This window comes from Pseudomonas sp. NFX5, assembly GCF_049132125.1.
GTDB classification, from domain to species: Bacteria; Pseudomonadota; Gammaproteobacteria; order Pseudomonadales; family Pseudomonadaceae; genus Aquipseudomonas; species Aquipseudomonas marginalis.
The window spans coordinates 26,009-43,187 of the sequence record NZ_JAFMZG010000038.1 but is presented as its reverse complement, the minus strand read 5'-3'; the positions used below and the strand labels follow the sequence as shown (position 1 = coordinate 43,187).

General features: G+C 60.4%; 14 protein-coding genes. 7 read left to right on the top strand and 7 right to left on the bottom strand.

Features of this window, described 5'->3' with window-relative positions; all coding sequences use genetic code 11:
* Window positions 1-38 precede the first annotated feature (38 nt).
* The 3 genes from J1N02_RS26745 (at window position 39) to J1N02_RS26735 (ending at window position 1,822) form a co-directional block, all read left to right on the top strand.
* Entirely contained in the window at window positions 39-971 is a 933-nt protein-coding gene (locus J1N02_RS26745) for a LysR family transcriptional regulator (protein WP_421148016.1), read from the top strand.
* Window positions 972-1,097: 126 nt separating this feature from the next.
* Window positions 1,098-1,448: a type II toxin-antitoxin system Phd/YefM family antitoxin gene (locus J1N02_RS26740; protein WP_371914519.1), complete on the top strand. Its 351-nt coding sequence runs from the start codon at window positions 1,098-1,100 to the stop codon at window positions 1,446-1,448.
* Window positions 1,445-1,822, top strand: coding sequence for a type II toxin-antitoxin system VapC family toxin (locus J1N02_RS26735; protein ID WP_027607516.1), 378 nt, complete (start codon window positions 1,445-1,447; stop codon window positions 1,820-1,822). The genes J1N02_RS26740 and J1N02_RS26735 overlap by 4 nt, the downstream gene beginning before the upstream one ends.
* 21 nt (window positions 1,823-1,843) lie before the next feature.
* Here the strand turns inward: J1N02_RS26735 and J1N02_RS26730 are convergent, their stop codons facing one another.
* The 3 genes from J1N02_RS26730 to J1N02_RS26720 form a co-directional block, all read right to left on the bottom strand.
* On the bottom strand, window positions 1,844-3,163 hold the full coding sequence (locus tag J1N02_RS26730; RefSeq protein WP_368963749.1) for an Nramp family divalent metal transporter: 1,320 nt from the start codon (window positions 3,161-3,163) through the stop codon (window positions 1,844-1,846).
* Between the two features lie 41 nt (window positions 3,164-3,204).
* Window positions 3,205-4,758 (bottom strand): DUF726 domain-containing protein, encoded by a 1,554-nt coding sequence (locus tag J1N02_RS26725; protein ID WP_092357733.1) that lies wholly within the window; start codon window positions 4,756-4,758, stop codon window positions 3,205-3,207.
* A 93-nt stretch (window positions 4,759-4,851) separates the two neighbouring features.
* A complete protein-coding gene (locus tag J1N02_RS26720) occupies window positions 4,852-5,634 on the bottom strand; it encodes an AraC family transcriptional regulator (protein WP_027607519.1) in 783 nt (260 codons plus the stop codon).
* 102 nt (window positions 5,635-5,736) lie between these two features.
* Here J1N02_RS26720 and J1N02_RS26715 point away from each other — a divergent pair, with 102 nt between their 5' ends.
* The 3 genes from J1N02_RS26715 (at window position 5,737) to J1N02_RS26705 (ending at window position 9,156) form a co-directional block, all read left to right on the top strand.
* Window positions 5,737-6,594 (top strand): EamA family transporter, encoded by an 858-nt coding sequence (locus J1N02_RS26715; RefSeq protein WP_421148015.1) that lies wholly within the window; start codon window positions 5,737-5,739, stop codon window positions 6,592-6,594.
* 126 nt (window positions 6,595-6,720) lie between these two features.
* Window positions 6,721-8,529, top strand: coding sequence for a monovalent cation:proton antiporter-2 (CPA2) family protein (locus J1N02_RS26710; RefSeq protein ID WP_092357729.1), 1,809 nt, complete (start codon window positions 6,721-6,723; stop codon window positions 8,527-8,529).
* A gap of 72 nt (window positions 8,530-8,601) precedes the next feature.
* Window positions 8,602-9,156, top strand: coding sequence for a hypothetical protein (locus J1N02_RS26705; RefSeq protein WP_027607522.1), 555 nt, complete (start codon window positions 8,602-8,604; stop codon window positions 9,154-9,156).
* A gap of 69 nt (window positions 9,157-9,225) precedes the next feature.
* On the opposite strand, the gene J1N02_RS26700 is transcribed toward J1N02_RS26705, so the two are convergent.
* The 3 genes from J1N02_RS26700 to J1N02_RS26690 are packed head-to-tail and all read right to left on the bottom strand — an operon-like array spanning window position 9,226 to window position 11,312.
* Window positions 9,226-9,945, bottom strand: a complete 720-nt coding sequence (locus tag J1N02_RS26700; RefSeq protein ID WP_027607523.1) for an alpha/beta hydrolase — start codon at window positions 9,943-9,945, stop codon at window positions 9,226-9,228.
* An 11-nt stretch (window positions 9,946-9,956) separates the two neighbouring features.
* On the bottom strand, window positions 9,957-10,712 hold the full coding sequence (cobF, locus tag J1N02_RS26695; protein ID WP_092357727.1) for a precorrin-6A synthase (deacetylating): 756 nt from the start codon (window positions 10,710-10,712) through the stop codon (window positions 9,957-9,959).
* Between the two features lie 45 nt (window positions 10,713-10,757).
* A complete protein-coding gene (locus J1N02_RS26690) occupies window positions 10,758-11,312 on the bottom strand; it encodes a histidine phosphatase family protein (protein WP_027607525.1) in 555 nt (184 codons plus the stop codon).
* 158 nt (window positions 11,313-11,470) lie between these two features.
* Here J1N02_RS26690 and J1N02_RS26685 point away from each other — a divergent pair, with 158 nt between their 5' ends.
* Window positions 11,471-16,156 (top strand): dermonecrotic toxin domain-containing protein, encoded by a 4,686-nt coding sequence (locus J1N02_RS26685; protein ID WP_421148014.1) that lies wholly within the window; start codon window positions 11,471-11,473, stop codon window positions 16,154-16,156.
* Window positions 16,157-16,183: 27 nt separating this feature from the next.
* Here J1N02_RS26685 and J1N02_RS26680 read toward each other — a convergent pair whose 3' ends face one another.
* Complete coding sequence (locus J1N02_RS26680; protein ID WP_027607527.1) at window positions 16,184-17,164, bottom strand: LysR family transcriptional regulator; 981 nt, start codon at window positions 17,162-17,164, stop codon at window positions 16,184-16,186.
* Window positions 17,165-17,179: the final 15 nt, after the last annotated feature.

Here is a 17,179-nt window from a genome sequence, read left to right as displayed (position 1 = left end):
ACAACACCTTTGCGCAATACGCACAACCCGGAGGCCTGATGCAGGGCTTGAATGAATTGAGTTTCAAGGCGCTGCGCCTGTTCGTCGCGGTGCTGGACCACGGCAGCTTTTCCAAAGTGGCCCGCCGCGAAGGCCTGGCGCCCTCCTCCATCTCCCGGCAGATCCAACTGATGGAGCAGGCCCTCGGCCAGCAGTTGCTCTACCGCCACACCCGCGCAGTGAGCCCCACCGAGGCCGGGCGCCTGCTGGGGCGACACGCGCGCTTGCTGCTCGAACAGCTGGAAGCTGCCGGCCAGGCCCTGCAGGAACAGGAAAGCGAACCCAGCGGCCTGGTGCGCATCAACGCGCCGATGGTGTTCGGCCAGCGTCACCTGTCACCGTGGCTGGGCGAGTTATGCCGGCGCTACCCGAAGCTGCAACTGGACATCCAGCAAACCGATACATACGTCGACCCGCTGCAAGACGGCACCGACCTGCTGTTCCGTATCGGCGTGCTCAACGATTCCAGCATGCAGGCACGCATCTTCGCCCCCCAGCGCTTTCGCCTCGCCGCCAGCCCAGCCTACCTGGCCCGCCAGGGCACGCCCCAGCACCCCGAGGAACTGCTCCATCATCAGTGCCTGGCCTACAAGGGCATCACCGGCCAGCAACGCTGGTTCTTCCGCAAAGGCCAGGACGACTGGACGCCCTACAGCGTCAAGGGCCCGATCACCGGCAACCACGCCGACACCCTCACCCACGCCGCTGAACAAGGCCTGGGCCTGGTGGTGTTTCCGTCCTGGCTGATCGGCGAAGGCCTGCGCGCTGGCACCCTGCAAGCAGTACTGACGGAATATGAAGTGGCGACCACGCTGGAGCCGCAGCAGATCGCGGCGCTGTGGCCGGGGAGCCGCAGGCTGTCGCTGAAGGTGCGCACGGTGATCGATTATTTCGTGGAGTGTTTTGGGACGGTACCGTATTGGGATCGATAAACGGTTGAGGAATTTTCCGAGTAGTAAAAGTAGGTTCGGTCTGATTTAACGGGCCACCCTATTTTGGACCGGGTGCATTGGGGCAGACTTTGGCGATGTCCTTTTTGGAGAGATGCCATGGTTTTCATGTACCCAAAGCCGTCACGCGCTGAACGTGAGGCGGCAACCAGCGGTCGGCTCGTCTTGGATAGCTCACCCAGTTTTGGCTATATTTGGCCAAAATACGCGGAGCACCTCATGATTACCGTACCCTTGGGCGAAGCAAAAAATAACCTGTCAAAACTGGTGGATGACGCCGCCGCCGGCAAAATTATCACCATTGCCAAGCATGGGCGTGCGATGGCACAACTTGTTCCCGTGGGGAAATCCAACGGTCAGCGAATTGGCGCGATGAAAGGAAAGCTCGTTGTCCCCGAGGACTTTGATGCGCCCCTGCCAGGCGATCTGCTGGATGCGTTTGAGGGCAGCCATCCATGAGGGTGCTGCTGGATACCCATGTTCTGCTCTGGGCACTGAGTGACGACCCGAAGCTATCCAGCAAAGCCCGACGACTGATCGAGAATGCCGCAGAGATCTACGTCAGCGCGGCAACCTTCTGGGAAATGGCGATCAAGGTCGGCCTTGGAAAACTCGATGCAGACCTGGACGAAATCCGGGGATACTGCCTTGAAAGCGGTTTCGTCGAACTGCCCATCACCTCGGAACACGCGATTGCCGTCAAGGAGCTTGAGCCTCATCACAAAGACCCTTTTGATCGGCTCATCGTAGCGACAGCCATCAGTGAACCGATGAGGCTATTGACCGCCGACACGCAGATTGCCCAGTACACATCCTTGGCAATCCTGGTATAGCCCGCACCTACGGCCTGGAACTCAGAACACCCACTGCCCGATCAACCACGCATTGGCGCCACTGATCAGCGCAAACAGAAACCATGCCAGCACCCGGGTGTGCAGGCGATTGACGAACGGCCCCATCAGCTGCTTGTCGCCGGTCATGCGGATCAACGGGTACAACGCAAACGGCAACTGCAGGCTGAGCACCACCTGGCTGAGGATCAGCAGCTTGCCAATGGCCTGGTCGCCCATCAACCACACCCCGAGAAACGCCGGGATCAGCGCCAGCCCACGGGTGATCAGGCGGCGTTGCCAGCAGGGAATGCGCAGGTTGAGATACCCCTCCATGATCACTTGCCCGGCGATGGTGCCGGTAAAGGTCGAGCTTTGCCCGGACGCCAGCAAGGCGATGCCGAACAGGATGCTGGCAAAGGCGCCGCCCACCAACGGGTCAAGCAAGCGGTAGGCGTCCTGGATCTCCACCACCTCAGTGTGCCCGGTCTTGTAGAAGGCGGAGGCCGCGAGTATCAGGATGGCGGCGTTGACCAGCAGTGCCAGGGCCAGGGAGCCAATGGTGTCGATCCGGGCCAGCTTGACCGCGTCCTGTTTGCTGGCGAGGTCTTTGCCGATCAGGCGGGTTTGCACGACCGAGCTGTGCAGGTAGAGGTTATGGGGCATCACCGTGGCGCCGAGAATACCGATGGCCAGGTACAACGGCGCGGCATCGCTGATGGCCGACAGTGATGGGGTGAAGCCGCTGAACACATCCGGCCAATACGGTTTGATCAGCACCAGCTCAATGAAGAAACACACGCCGATGGTCGCCACCAGCGCCAGCATGATCGCTTCCAGGCGGCGGAACCCCCGGTTTTGCAGGGCCAGGACCAACAGCGTATCGAAGGCGGTGATGACAATGCCGGTGGTCAGGGAAACGCCCAGCAACAGGTGAAACGCCAGGGCGCAGCCGAGTACTTCGGCGAGGTCGGTGGCGATGATGGAGATTTCCGCCAGCACCCACTGGGTGCGTGCCGAGCGTTTGCTGTAGCGCTCACGGCACAGTTGCGCCAAGTCCTTGCCGGTAGCGATACCCAAGCGCGAGCACAGGCACTGCACCGCCATCCCCGCCAGGCTGGCGAGCAATACCACGAACAACAGGCTGTAGCCGTAGCGCGACCCGGCTTCGATGGCCGTGGCCCAGTTGCCCGGGTCCATGTAGCCGATGGAGATCAGCAGGCCGGGGCCGGCGAACATCAGGATGCGCTTGAAGAAGGACGCCTTGGGGTCAACGGCAACGGAGCCGGCCACTTCCGGCGGGCAGAATGGAGCGGTAGCGATTTTCGGCAGGCTGAATTTCACGCGGTATCCCAGGCAAACACACTCGACAGGGGCTCAGCTTATCAGTCGGAAGCAACCGTGCGCATCACCGTCTCCCGAGGCAGGTCAAACGCCTCCACGACCTGTACCACCAGGTCCATCTCCTGATTCAAGGCTTCACGCTCCATGCGCTGGCGAATCACCCCGATCACCAGCACGGCCAGGGTGGTGATCGAGTAAGCCGGGCCGGAAAACGCCCGTACACCGCTCACCAGCAGCATCGCCGCCGCCAACGCCTGGCCGACCACCGGGATCGCAGAGGCCGCACCCCGACGCAGGATAAACCCGGTCAACCCGGCCAGCGCCGTGCCGCTCAACGCCGTAGTGGCTGTTCGGCCGACATCGAAACGGCTGAACAGACCCTGCTCCTTTTGCGCGGCCGTCTTGAGTTCAGCATCGAATACCTGGCGGTCGGCGTGGCTGAGTTTGTCCTTGTACTGCTCGAGCAGTTTTTCCGCGACCCGGGCTTCGAGGTCAGCCAATGCCACCGTTTCAACGGGCTCGGCAAACTTGATTCCCAGTCGCTGCGCCACCTCTTCGGCAATCTGCCGATAGTTCACGCCATGGCCACGGGCCAGGTTCATAAAGCTGTCGCCGCCCATGCGCTGCAACTCGATGGCCAGCTTGAGCGGCTCGCGCACCGTGGCGTCGATCGATGCACTGCGCTTTTGCGCCATCAATTCGGCCAGGAACGCCAGCTCCTCCGGCCGCGCCTGCACCAGGGCCGCTAACAAGTCGGTGTCCTCTTCGGCAAAGCGTACCTCGCTGCTGCGCTGGTCGGCGCGGATCAGGCCGCGCCGCTCGTGCAACAGGTCGGTGTACTGCACCACGGTCTGCAACTGCGGCCAGTAGGCAGCGTGATCGAAGGTGGCCAGGTGCACATTGGTGACCTTGGCCTTGAGCGCCGGCGTCACCGGGATCGCATACCGGCCGATGCACCGCTCGGTGTCCGGCTTCATGGCCAGGGCCCAGTCCTTGCTGGAGTGGCAATTGATCACCCGCCCCTTGAGCGGCGCGCACACCTCATCCCAAGGGCTGGACGTACAGATCGCCCCGCCCATCAACAGCAGGTTGTCCAACGGCAGTTCCCGGGCGGTATCCGGGCTGGCCAGCAGGCTCTTGACCAGAATCCGCGCCCCCAGGGAATGCCCGATCAGGTTGATACGCCGCACAGGCAGCGCCTCGCCATGCAGGTAGCTGGCCAGCTCCGGCAGCAAGCTCCTGGCCACTTCGTCCACCCGCGCCTCGACGCTTTTGTAGTGGTCGAGAAAATAGGCAATCGCCTTGCCCACGCCGACAGTCGCGGCACCGATGCTGCCGCCCCCCAGCATCGCGGCGATCACCTCCTTGAAGGGCGCAAACAGGTTTTCCAGGAAATGCCCCGCCGGCCAGAACAGCATCAGGTTGGTCGAACCCTCGATACCCGCCAGCTGTTGCTTGAAATTGCCCAGCTGTTGCCGGTTAAAGAACGCCGAGTAACCGTGAACATAGAGATTGAGCACATCGCCCTGAGGCTCGCCGCACAATACGAACGTGGGCTTGCGGGTGCGGTGCATTTCATCCCACTGGTGCTGCATGGGCCGGTGACTCCTGGTGACGAGGGACGGCGATAATAACAAAGGGAGGCCTGCAGAACGGTGAATCCTGACCGGCGTGGCGGTCGCGAAGGCTCAGAACTGCGCCGCAGCCTTTGATTTGGCCAGGTAGCGCGCCGGCGAATCCCCCAGGTTGCGCCGGAACACGGAGGTGAATGCACTGGAACTGCTGAACCCCAATTCGAACGCGACATCGGTGATGGACGTGCCATGGCTTAGCCGTGCGGTGGCTTCCAATAGGCACACCTGTTGGCGCCAGGACACGAACGTCATCCCCGTGCCCTCGTAGAAATGGCGGGTGAAGGTGCGCCGGCTCATGTTCGACCAATCAGCCATCTCATCGAGGGTGATTTTCTGCGTGGGCGCATCCAGGAAGCGCTGACATGCTCGCGCCAGCCGCGGCTCGCGCGGCAATGGCGCGCTGAGTGGCAGCTCGGGCATGGCTGCGATTTCATCAATCAACAGCGTCAGCACGCAGTGATGCCTCACGCTGGGTAATGCCGAGGAGTCGATAGCCAGCGCCGCCTCCAGTAAATGCCTGAGCAGGGGCGACACTTCAAACACCTGGCAGCGCTCCTGCAACCGCGCCCGCTTAGCGGCATCGGCGTCCAGGTAGGTATTGAGCATCACCACATCCCCGCGCATATGCATTTCATGGGGCACACCACCCGGCACCCAGATCGCCCGTTGCGGCGGTACCACCCAGTTGCCGAGATCGGTGAACATTTTCAGCGCGCCGGTGGAGGCATAGGCGAACTGCCCACGTGAGTGCGTGTGCCGCTCAAAGACGGTGCCGCAAGGGTATTCGCGCAGCGTTACCACGGCTTCTGGGCTGGCGGAATCAAAGGTCGGAATCATGGCCCGATTCTGTCAAAAGATGGCCTTGTATAGCAAGCGGGCCAACCCGCCCCTCCCTAACATCAACGCCCTCGAAAAGCGTCATGACCAAGGGAACATTCCATGCTGAAAAAACACCTGGCGTTAGCCGTGCTCGTCACCCTGGTATGGGGGGTGAATTTCCCCATCACCAAACTCGGCCTGCGCTCGGTCGACCCTTTTGTCCTCACGGGCATCCGCTTTTCCCTCGCCGCCCTGCCGCTGGTGTTCTTCATCAAGCGCCCCGCCGTCAAATTCAGCTACGTGGCCGCCTACGGCGTCATCTTCGGGCTGGGCATGTGGGGCGTGATCAACTATGGCATCGAGAGGGGTGTGAGCCCCGGCATCGCGTCATTGATCATTCAACTCAGCGTATTTTTCACCATGGGCTGGGGTTGCGTGTTGTTCAGGGAAACACTCCGCGGGACGCAAATGGCGGGTGCATTTATGGCCCTGATCGGCCTGGCAGCTATCATCTCCACCCGAGAAGGCAGCCACGCAGTGCTGGGCGTGATGTTGATCGTACTCAGTGCGCTGGCCTGGAGCGTGGGTAACGTCATCGTCAAGAAGTCGGGGGTCACTGAGGTCTTCTCGTTCATGGTGTGGGCCAGCCTGTTTCCGCCGATCCCGTTATTTCTCATGGCGTGGCTGATGCATGGCAGCGCGCCGTTCGAAGGCTTGCAATCCAGCCTCGACATCATTGCGATCCTGTCCATTCTGTTTCAGGTGTACCTGGCGACGCACTTTGCCTACTGGGGCTGGAACTCGCTGCTCAAGCTGTACCCGGTGTCCATGGTGGCGCCACTGTCGTTGTTGATTCCGGTGTTCGGGCTCAGCAGTTCGATGCTGCTGATTGGCGAGCGCGTTCCCGCGCCAGACCTGATCTCGATTGCGATCATCGTCGTCGGCCTGGCCGTGGGTTTGTACCGCAAGCCGGCGTGAACCGCCCGCCGCCAGACACACACTGGCGTGTTGTCCCCTCAAACGCAGCAAAAACACAATTTTCGAAAGGTAAAAAGCGCTCTAATACCCTCCTGTCGATTGGTTTTAAAGATCCTGGAGTTCGCAATGCCCCATGAAGGCAATCTGTTACAAGCAGCCGTGGTGTTCCTGCTCGCCGCCGTGCTGACCGTGCCCCTGGCCAAGCGCCTGCAATTGGGCGCGGTGCTGGGCTATCTGTTTGCCGGTGTGATCATCGGCCCGTCGGTATTGGGCCTGATCGGTAACCCGCAAAGCGTCGCGCAGTTCTCCGAACTGGGCGTGGTGTTGCTGCTGTTTATCATCGGCCTGGAGCTGTCGCCCAAGCGTTTATGGGTGATGCGCAAGGCGGTATTTGGCGTCGGCCTGGCCCAGGTGCTGCTCACCGGCCTGGTCATGGGCGCGGTGGCGTTGTGGCTGTTTGGCCAGTCGTGGAACAGCGCCATCGTGCTCGGCCTTGGCCTGGCGCTGTCGTCCACCGCGTTCGGCCTGCAAAGCCTGGCCGAGCGCAAGGAGCTGAACCAGCCCCACGGGCGCCTGGCGTTTGCGATCCTGCTGTTCCAGGACATCGCCGCGATCCCGTTGATTGCCATGGTGCCGCTGCTGGCCGGCAGCGATCATCCGGCCACCGAAGCCCAGGGCCTGCAACACGTCCTGCAGATCCTCGGCAGTATTGCCGTGGTGATCATCGGCGGGCGCTACCTGCTGCGGCCGGTGTTTCGCATCGTCGCCAAGACCGGCCTGCGCGAAGTGTCCACCGCCACCGCCTTGCTGGTGGTGATCGGCACCGCCTGGCTGATGGAACTGGTGGGTGTGTCCATGGCCCTCGGTGCCTTCCTCGCCGGCCTGCTGCTGGCGGACTCGGAGTATCGCCACGAACTGGAATCCCAGATCGAGCCGTTCAAGGGCCTGCTGCTGGGGCTGTTCTTTATCAGCGTGGGCATGGGCGCCAACCTCAGCCTGCTGCTCAGCTCGCCGCTGGTGGTGATCGGCCTGACCCTGCTGTTGATCGGTTTGAAGCTGCCGCTGCTGTACGCCGTGGGCCGCATGGTAGGTGATCTCAACCGCGAAAGCGCCCTGCGCCTGGGTGTGGTGCTGGCGGCGGGCGGTGAGTTCGCCTTTGTGGTGTTCAAGATCGGCCGCGACCAGGGCCTGTTCGAACCGCACCTCTACGACGTGCTGGTGCTGACCATCACCCTGTCCATGGCCGTCACCCCGCTGTTGCTGCTGGTCTGCCCCAAGCTGTTCAAGCCCAAGGTCAAGCCGGTGGAAGTACCGGAGGAATACCGCACCATCGAAAGCGATGCGCCGCGCGTGGTGATCGCCGGCATGGGCCGTATGGGCCAGATCGTCGCGCGGATCCTGCGCGCGCAGAACATCTCCTTCATCGCCCTCGACACCTCGGTGGAAACCATCGAACTGACCCGCAGTTTCGGCGGCATGCCGGTGTTCTACGGTGATCCACAACGTCCGGAGATCCTGCACGCCGCCAAGGTCGACCAGGCCGAGTTCTTCGTGATCGCCATGGACGACCCGGAGATCAACATCAAGACCGCCGAACTGGTGCGCAACCTCTACCCGCACATGCAGATCATCGCCCGTGCGCGTAACCGCCAGCACGTGCACCGCCTGGTGGACCTCGACGCCTCGCCGGTTCGCGAGACCTTCTACTCCAGCCTGGAAATGAGCCGCCGTACCCTGGTGGGCCTCGGGTTGACCCAGGCCCAGGCCGATGCCCGCATCACCCGCTTCAAGAACCACGACCTGCAAGTGCTCGCCGCCCAGCACGCGGTGTACGACGATGCGGCCAAGGTGATGCAGACCGCCCAGGAAGCCCGGGCGGAACTGGCGCGACTGTTTGAAATGGATCGGCTTGAGGAAGAGTCCGACAAGGTGTGAGGCTAAGGGCGAACGATATTGCGAATTTTCTGACAGAATGTGCCGCAATCTCGTTCACCCCTGGAGCGCTTCATGGCCACGTTCACCAAGACCGCTATCCTGCTGGCCCTCGCGCTGACCGCCGGCAGCGTCTTCGCCGCCGCCAAGCCGGCCACGCAAACCATCTCCACCCTGGGCGGTAAGTTCAACTTCAACCTGCCCAAGGGATATGCCGCCGACACCCTCCCGGCCGGCAAGGCCGAGGACGGCAGCGCCAATACCCAAGGCACGATGTACGCCAACCAGAGCACGAAAAGCGTGGTGATCGTCGCCGAAACCGTGCGTAACGACGGGGTGAGCATCAAGGACAACGACCCGCAGTTCCTCGATGGTGCCGTGGCCGGTTTCGTCAAGGACCAGAGTGCTGCCCTGCCCGACTTCAAGAAGCTGAGCGAGAAGAAACTGACCTTCAAGGGCCTCGGCCTGCGCCAGGTGGACAGCACCGCCACCCAGGGCGGCGGCAAGACCTTGAACTCCACGTTCCTCGGCGGCTCCGGCAACCACTTGCTGGTAATCCAGGCGATCTCGCGGGCCGATGATGCGAAGGGGCATGCAGAGCTGGTGAAGCAGATTACCGGCGGCAAATAACAAAGAGTCCTGACAACACCCATCAAAGGTGGGAGGGAGCTTGCCCCCTCCCACCTTTGTTCAGCGCGCTCACTTCAAACTCGTTTCCAGCCAGGCCTTCAGGTCCTGCACCTCCGCCTCACTGACCGTGTGGTTCATCCCCGGATAGCCATGAAACTCCGGCTTCAACCCAAGCCCCACCAACACCTCATTCGCCCGCGTCGCCGAGGCATAGGGCAGTGCCTGGTCCAGGGTGCCATGGCCAATAAAGATCGCCAGGTTGTTCAAGCGTTGATCCGGCTTGAGCTCAGCCTTGAGCACCGGCAGCACGCTGCCACTCAGCGCCGCAATGCCACGCACCAGCTGCGGGTCACGTAAAGCCACCTCATACGCCATGATCGCGCCCTGGCTGAACCCCACCAGGAATACGCGGTCAGGCTGGGTGTGATACTTCGCGGTGGCTTGGCCGACAAAATCCTTGATCAGTTGGGCGCTGCTGTGCAAATCGGCGGTCACACCATCGTAATCGCCGTCACCCGGGGTCTTGGTAAACCAGCGAAAGCCATTCGGTTGCACCGGCGTCGGCGCACGGGCCGAGAGGTAGGTCCAGGTGGACGGCAGTGCGTCCTTGATGCCGAACAGGTCTTCCTCATTGCTGCCGAACCCGTGCAGGAAAATCACCAGCGGCTCGTTGCGCGCATCGCCCTGGGTCTGTTCCAGGTACGCCAGCGGCAAATCGGTGTGCAACTCGGAATCGGCGTGGGCAACGCCGGCCATCAGGGTCAGCGCCAAGGCAAACAGTTTGAGCATGGGAAATGACCTCAGGGTTTGCGCAATAAATAGGTGTCCATGATCCAGCCATTCTCAAGGCGCGCCGCCTTGCGCACCCGTTCGATCTGTTCCGCCACGTCACTGACCTTGCCGCTGATCAATATCTCATCCGGCGTGCCCAGGTAGGCGCCCCAGTAAATCTCCAGGTCCTGATCAGCCACCGTGCGGTAGGAATCTTCTGCGTCGAGCATGACCACCAGGGTATCGGCCTCGCTGGCCTGCCCCGCCGCCAGGCGACGCCCCGTGGTGATCTCGATGGACTTGCCGATACGGTTCAAGGGCACCTTATGCTGGGCCGCCAGGGCCTGCACACTGGTGATGCCGGGAATCACCTCGAATTCAAAGGCGCAGCGGCCACTGGCCAGGATCGCCTGCAGGATCCGGATGGTGCTGTCGTACAGTGCCGGGTCGCCCCAGGCCAGGAAGGCGCCCACTTCACCGTCGGCCATTTCTTCGTTGATCATGCGCTCGAAGGTGGCCTGCTTGTCGCGGTTGAGGTCCTGCACGGCGGTGGTGTAGTCGACGTCGCCGCGTACGCGCTCGGGGCAGTCGGCCTCGACAAAGCGGTAGCCGGGTTCGGTGATATAGGTCTCGCAGATCTCACGGCGCAGGTCGATCAGCTTGTCCTTGCTCTGGCCCTTGTCCATCAGGAAAAACACGTCGGTGCGGTTCAGCGCCTTCACGGCCTGCATCGTGATGTAGTCAGGGTTGCCGGCGCCAATGCCGATGATCTGGATGCGTTTCATGGGGTGCTCTCATTGCGGGGCGTGGATTTTGCCATGTTCACGCCCTCAGGCGTGAGTTTCCAGGCGCAGGCGCCACACCGTGTTGAAGCGCAGCTCGGTGGCGGACAGCGGCTCGACGTCGATCCGGTAGAACATCGACACCGGGCACTGCATGACATGCAGTAACGCGGCGCGGACGACAAAGGGATGGGTGATGGCCACGATGTGCCCGGGCTGGGCCTCCAGGGTTTGCATCCACTGCGCCACCCGCCTGCACACCTGATCGACCGACTCGCCGCCATGGGGCGCGCTGGCGCTGTCAGCGAGCCAGGCCTGCAACTCATCGCCGTGCAGGCGACCAATGTCCACACCTTTCCATCGTCCGAAATCGCCATCGCGCAGGGCATCCTCAATCACCGCGTCACTGCCGAATAGTCCTGCAGTCTGCCTGGCGCGTGCCTCGGGCGCACACACCAGGCGCGGGGTTTTCTTATAGCGCCCGGCCAGGGACAGCGCGGCGGCTTGCCAATCCATCGCCACGGACTCGTTATCGGGAAAACGCCCGTACTGTTGAGCAGGCGTGGCGGCGTGGCAAATGAGGGTCAAGCGGGTGGCCTGCATCACTGCTCGCTCTGCATCGGGATAGGGCTCCGTATACACCAGAAACACATGGGCGGAACTGCCGAGTTTAGACATGCCACTCCCTACAAGCCACAGGTCGCAGGCAACAAAACGCGATTACGGTGTCGTCTTTTCCCTGACCATTACGAGAAAATCCTATGACCATCATGTCCCAGCCGGTAACCGTACAACCACAGCCAGCCACAACCCGATCATCGGCGAGCGCTCAGGACGGCGAACCGTCAGTACAGGGCAGGACCAAACGGTCACTGATTCAAACCGTCACACAGTGGCCTGTGAATCCACCGCCCAGCCCCAGGGATCCCCATTTTCAACACACCCTGGAACAAAGCAAGCAACTGCTGCACAAGAGCGATAAGGAAATGGCGAGCCAGTATTGCGCCGCATTGATGCTGCTGGAAAGTCGCAAAGGTTCTGTTCCGAAAACCGCCGACCAGCCACCCACGGTCACTGACATTCCACCGTTTTCCACCTTCGGCCAGGCTTGGGCACTCTTCACACTGGCGCTCAAACAAGAGCCGTTCGCAAGCTATGCCAAGAACCACAACATCGATATTTCCAGCCTCAGGTGGTTCCCCCATGCGGACTCTATGGAATGCACTATCAATGGCAAAGTTCAACTTTTCTCGCGCAATACGCCTGGCTGGAGAGAAGCCAGCGCCGCTGTCGCAGCCGCGGCAAAAGAGGTGGCTGCCGGTCGAGTTGAATCGTTCCCGTACACCGGCGAACACAGTGCCCCCATTGACGTAGTGGGTAACTTCTATGGCGAAGAGCCCGTGAACCGTCAGTTCGACCTGCTCAGTTCAATCCGCAGCCTCCAGGGCGGCACCTTCAAATCCCTGATGCCCCACAACGGTCCGCTGGCGCCGCAATTCATGCGCGTCAGGAAGGCACAAGGCGAAGTCGAGAACGCCATCGCCACGGCGACCTACAACGAAACCCGGGGTGTAGCAGATGCCAACCGCACGCCGACAATCTCGCAACGTGTCGAGGAGGCCGACCGGGAACTTGCCCGTGATGTCAGCAGATGGGTGGGAGTCAAAGCCACAGGCGGCCAGAACGAAGCGACTGAATTGACGGTCTCCGACCTTCCTAAGGATTCATCCTATATGCAGGCAGTGCAAGCCTATAAAGAGGCTCTCTCCAGCGATACTTTCAAGAAGTTCATGCAAACACACTGCGTAGATCCAAGAACTGTAGAAATCGATAATAAAGGGACTCTGTTTTGCAAGATAAGGAGCTCGGACGGCAGCTTCAAATGGATCCATTTCCCGGTTAAAAATCGACATTGGAAACCCATTCAAGATGACATTTTGAAAGCGGCGCGCGAGATAAGGGGTAGCAGTTCGCAGAGATTGCAGAACTATAACTACGTTAGGGAAAATCTCCCCATGGCGGGCATTCTGGATTTTTACGGAGTCCGCGAGCATTACGGCTCACCGCAGTGGCTCGAACAAAGCGCAGCACTCATTCGCGATGGGTTCCCTGCCCTGGACAAAGACAATCCTCCAAACGACCCACTCTCCCTTGCTGTGCGCGAACACCAACAGGCAGCCAAACAGCGCCTGGCGCGTACAGAAGGACTCCCCCCACCAAGCTTCCCCGTTCCCACAACGCCGTTCAGACGCAACCAGATCGACGCGGCCATACCTACGCCGGCCAAGCCATCCGCCCAGCCTGTAACGCCAGCGGATATCATCGGACAGCGTCTGTTTGGGGGCGAACCGAACCGTCAAACAGTGGTAGCCGGATTGCTAAAGGATGCCATCAGCACGGCATCTCCCTCTCTGAACGTCGATGTCCAGCAGTTGGCCTTCGCCGCCCCGGACCCGCAGAATCCGGGCCAGTTCCTGGAAACACCCCTTATGGAACTCGCCCTTAACCACATTGCCGGTGCCGATGCACCGGTGTTCAGCCATGACGGCAAGTTTGTCGACACGCGTGCGAACGCGCAGGCACTTACGGGCAATCCGCCGGGCACCGCGCTGAACATCGATAGATCGGCGCTGCAAACGGCTATCAGTCAGTTGCCAGGCAAGCTGGACGAAGCCATGCAAGCAGCCAGGCTCGATTATTGGGGCAAGCCACCTTTCAATGAACCCGCCCCTGGTGTCGGTGCCGACGCGTCCATTTTCGGCGGAGATCGCCGATTGATGCTCGGTGAACTGATGCGCAGCAACCTGCTCCTGGCCAGTATGAAACACCCTGGGTTGAATGACATGCAACGGGAAACCCTCGACCTGGTGGCCAGGTACCCCCACGGCTCGACACGCCCCAAATTGGCGGATAGCTCCGTAACCGTGTTCGCTTTCTCCAGCACCGACAATGCCCGCCCCGATACCCCGCAATCCCTGACCCCCAACCTGGTCATAGAACGTATGTACCCGGGGCGTACGCTCGTGCTGGTGTGCGAGCCGAGCGGCAAGGTGACCCCCTACAACTCGTTGAATGCAGCCAAACAGGCGTGGGAAGGGAACCTGAAAATACAACAACCGAACGCAACGTTCAGCACTGAAGTGACCAAAGTGGATGCCGATGCGTTCTATATCCAGGCAAGCAATCTTATCAACAGAAACAACGCGGATGCAGTCACCACCTACCCTGCACTGCTCTCCTCCCAGCCCTCTGACGCAGCCGCGGAAAAGGTGTCCGACTGGATAAAAAACACCACCGATGTCAACCGTTTCATGCTGTATGAGCTCACCACGGAATTGGCGGGCTACATGCATCGCAACAAAGAACAAACCTATAACAGCGGGATCCCTGACCTCCACACGTATATACAGGACCAAGTAAAAGCCCTCTCACCGCCCCCCTTCACCTGTGATATCGATGATGTGGAAGTGCACTACTCCACGAATCTTGCCTACCTTACAACCCCGTTAGTGCGCCAAAAGTCCGGTAAAATGTCCCTCACCGAAGCGTTCATGCAGAACCTTGCACAGTTCATGTTCACCGAAGTAGAAGTACGAAACAAAACAACGGGAGCGCTTATACCCGCCCTAAGCAATAGAGATGCTTTCGACACGCTTATTGCGGGCATCGATGTCGGCAAGAACTATCCTGAGTTACTTAAAAAGGAATTGCTTGACGACCCAACTAAAAAGACAGAGCGCCAACAACGTTATGGGCAGCAAGTGCCCATTGAATTAAAAATCAAAGCCCTGGAACTGACCGCCAAAGGCGAGTCCGGCTTCGATAACGCAATGGGGTTTCGCTATCTCCAGGCAATTCTTGATCCCACGCCAGGCAATAAAACGGTTGACGGCAAAGAGATCACAATGCGTCCATTGGCGTTCGTACGTCAGCCCGGCAGCAGCCCTGACGTTGTTGAGAATATGTTCCTGATCGAACCCAAGGACAGCACCCAAGGCCCTCATATTCTCTATCGCCCACTGATGAACGATGCACCTTTGCTGCAGTTTCCTTCGCGGCAGGCATTGATGGAAGCCATCCAGAAGCCCGGAAAGTTGCAAACCGATATTATTGCCTGGCTACCGGATGAGTCCAGCCGCACGGTTTATCGCCATGGAGGGTTCAGCGAACCTCACCTGCCAGCTAACCGAGTTTTTTTTAGTGACTTCAATGCATTGCGAAAGCCGGATGCGCCGACGATCGCCACCGCCGGAACTGCGATGGATGACCTGCAAACAAAACTGCAATCCGGTCAATTGATGAACTATCTGTACGAGGCCAATGCCAAGGCCATGATCTCGTTGCAAGAACAGCACACGGTTTCGGATTCGGAAAGTCGGTGGGCGACACTGAAAGAAGGTGGATTTATGGTCCTCTCCGCAGTATTGCCCGTTCTTCGCGGACCCGCTGCCGTCCTCGGCATGGCAATGCAGCTTTACGGCGTCCTTGGCGATCTCGAAACTCTGACTAATGAAGAAGAAGGTAAAAAGGGCGATAAACTAACCGCCGCAGCCGATCTGTTGGTCAACTTCGCAATGTTGCTGTTTCTTCATCGTGCTGCAGGATCAAGATCTGCTGCACGTTCAAACTCAAGCAGTGCCGTCGGCATGCTGCCCGAAAATAGTGGGCGACCGCCACTAACTGACAATGCCTTCGTGTCAGGAGGCCGCATCGAACCACCAACAACGGTCGTTGAAAACAATCGTGTGCCCACCACCGAAGTAACAACCTCGACTGCAACAGATGGAACGCAATATCGCCCCGTCATTGAAGCCTTCGAAAAAGACGGATTACTGATCAGAACCCTTCAGCTCAGAAACGCGCATCTGGAGTTTCATAACACCGGTGAGACCCTTGACAACATTCGCGCACAGGGCGATGCCAACAGAGGACATGGAGGGCTGCGCAAATGGAGCCTGGCTCAAGCAGACTTGCTGCCCAACTACTACAAAATGGGTGACAACGCTGGAGCCCTGCCGCGAAACATGGCCATCTTGGCGTTTCCGGAAAAACTCCAGAACAACATCACCGCCATACATGAAAAAGATGCCTTCTCTGGGAACATCCAGGCCGACACGCGTTACATGGGGCAGGAGAACGCCCGCAAAGGCATGCAAGACTTATTGACGGAACTGAAAACTCAACAAGGCGAGCATCCCGACAACCCACTTGAAAACAGCGAAATCCAGACAGTGGGCGTGCCACCCGACGCACTGGCCGGCCTGGTTTTCTATGGTTCAAACGGTCAGACCTGGGAGGCCGCCAAGCCACAGTTTCAGAGAGCCATTAACCGAGCCGGCCCCGAGTTCGATGGGAAGTCATATCCTGTCTTTACCTACAAGGTCGAGGAAGGTAAAACCAGACTGGTATACCTCGAAACACTCAAGGTTGATACCAAGGCAAGCTAACGACACCGTTAGCCTCGCATTGCTGCGCTAGTCAAACCACTCCCGCCGCCCCTCAAAGGTGCTGATGATCAACTCGACGATCATCTGCACCGCCTCGGGGTGGCGCACCTGCGCATTCACCGCCAGCCACACCTGGCGCTGCATGCTGTCCTCGGCCAACAACCCCGGCAACGCCACCAGCCCCCGGTCGAAGCTGCTCATGTAGTGCGGCAGCAAACCGATGCAGGCGCCGCAGCGGATCATCTCCAGCATCAGCGAATAGGCATGCACCTGCACCACCGCCGCCAGGCGCTGTTGCACCACCTGGTTCCATGGCTGCAGGGCCTCGACCTGGGCGTCCGGCTGCCATTGCACCAGCATGTAGTCAGCCAGGTCTTCCACGCTGTCCGGGCGCGTGGTCAGGCGTGAATAGCGCTTGGCGATATGCGGCAGGTACCGCAATCGCGCCAGCGCCCGCGGCGGTTCGGTGACGAAGCTCGGGCCGGGCACCGGACCGTCGGTGTCCGCCAGCCACAGCACCACATCCACGTCCACCGCTTGCAGGGACAGGTGGCTGTCGAGGGAGATGATCTCCAGGCGCACGCTGGCATTGCGGCGCAGCAAGGCGATCAGGTCGCGGCCGAGGATGTCGTGCAGGATCGGCTCGGCCACCGCCAGGCGAATCAGCGGCTGTTCCAGTACCGGCAGGCGCCGTTCATGGGCCAGGGCGATCAGTTGGGCCTGCAACTGCTGGCCGTCGCGGCTGAGCACCAGGCCGTTGCCCTGGTAGCTGAACAGCGCATGGCGCAGGTGTTCTTCCAGCTGGGCCAGGCGCTTGCGCAACAGGGTTGCCTTGATATTCAGGCTGCGCGCGGCCTGCATGAAACAGCCGCAGCGCGCACTCACCAGAAAGTAGCGGGCCACCTCCGGGTCGATCTCGCTGGCCAGGGCCAGCCAGGCACTGCGTGGCTCGGTAGGTGCACGGTAAGCAGTGGGCCCCTGTGGGGCAGACGGTTCGAGAAATGCCATGGGAGACTCCCTGTC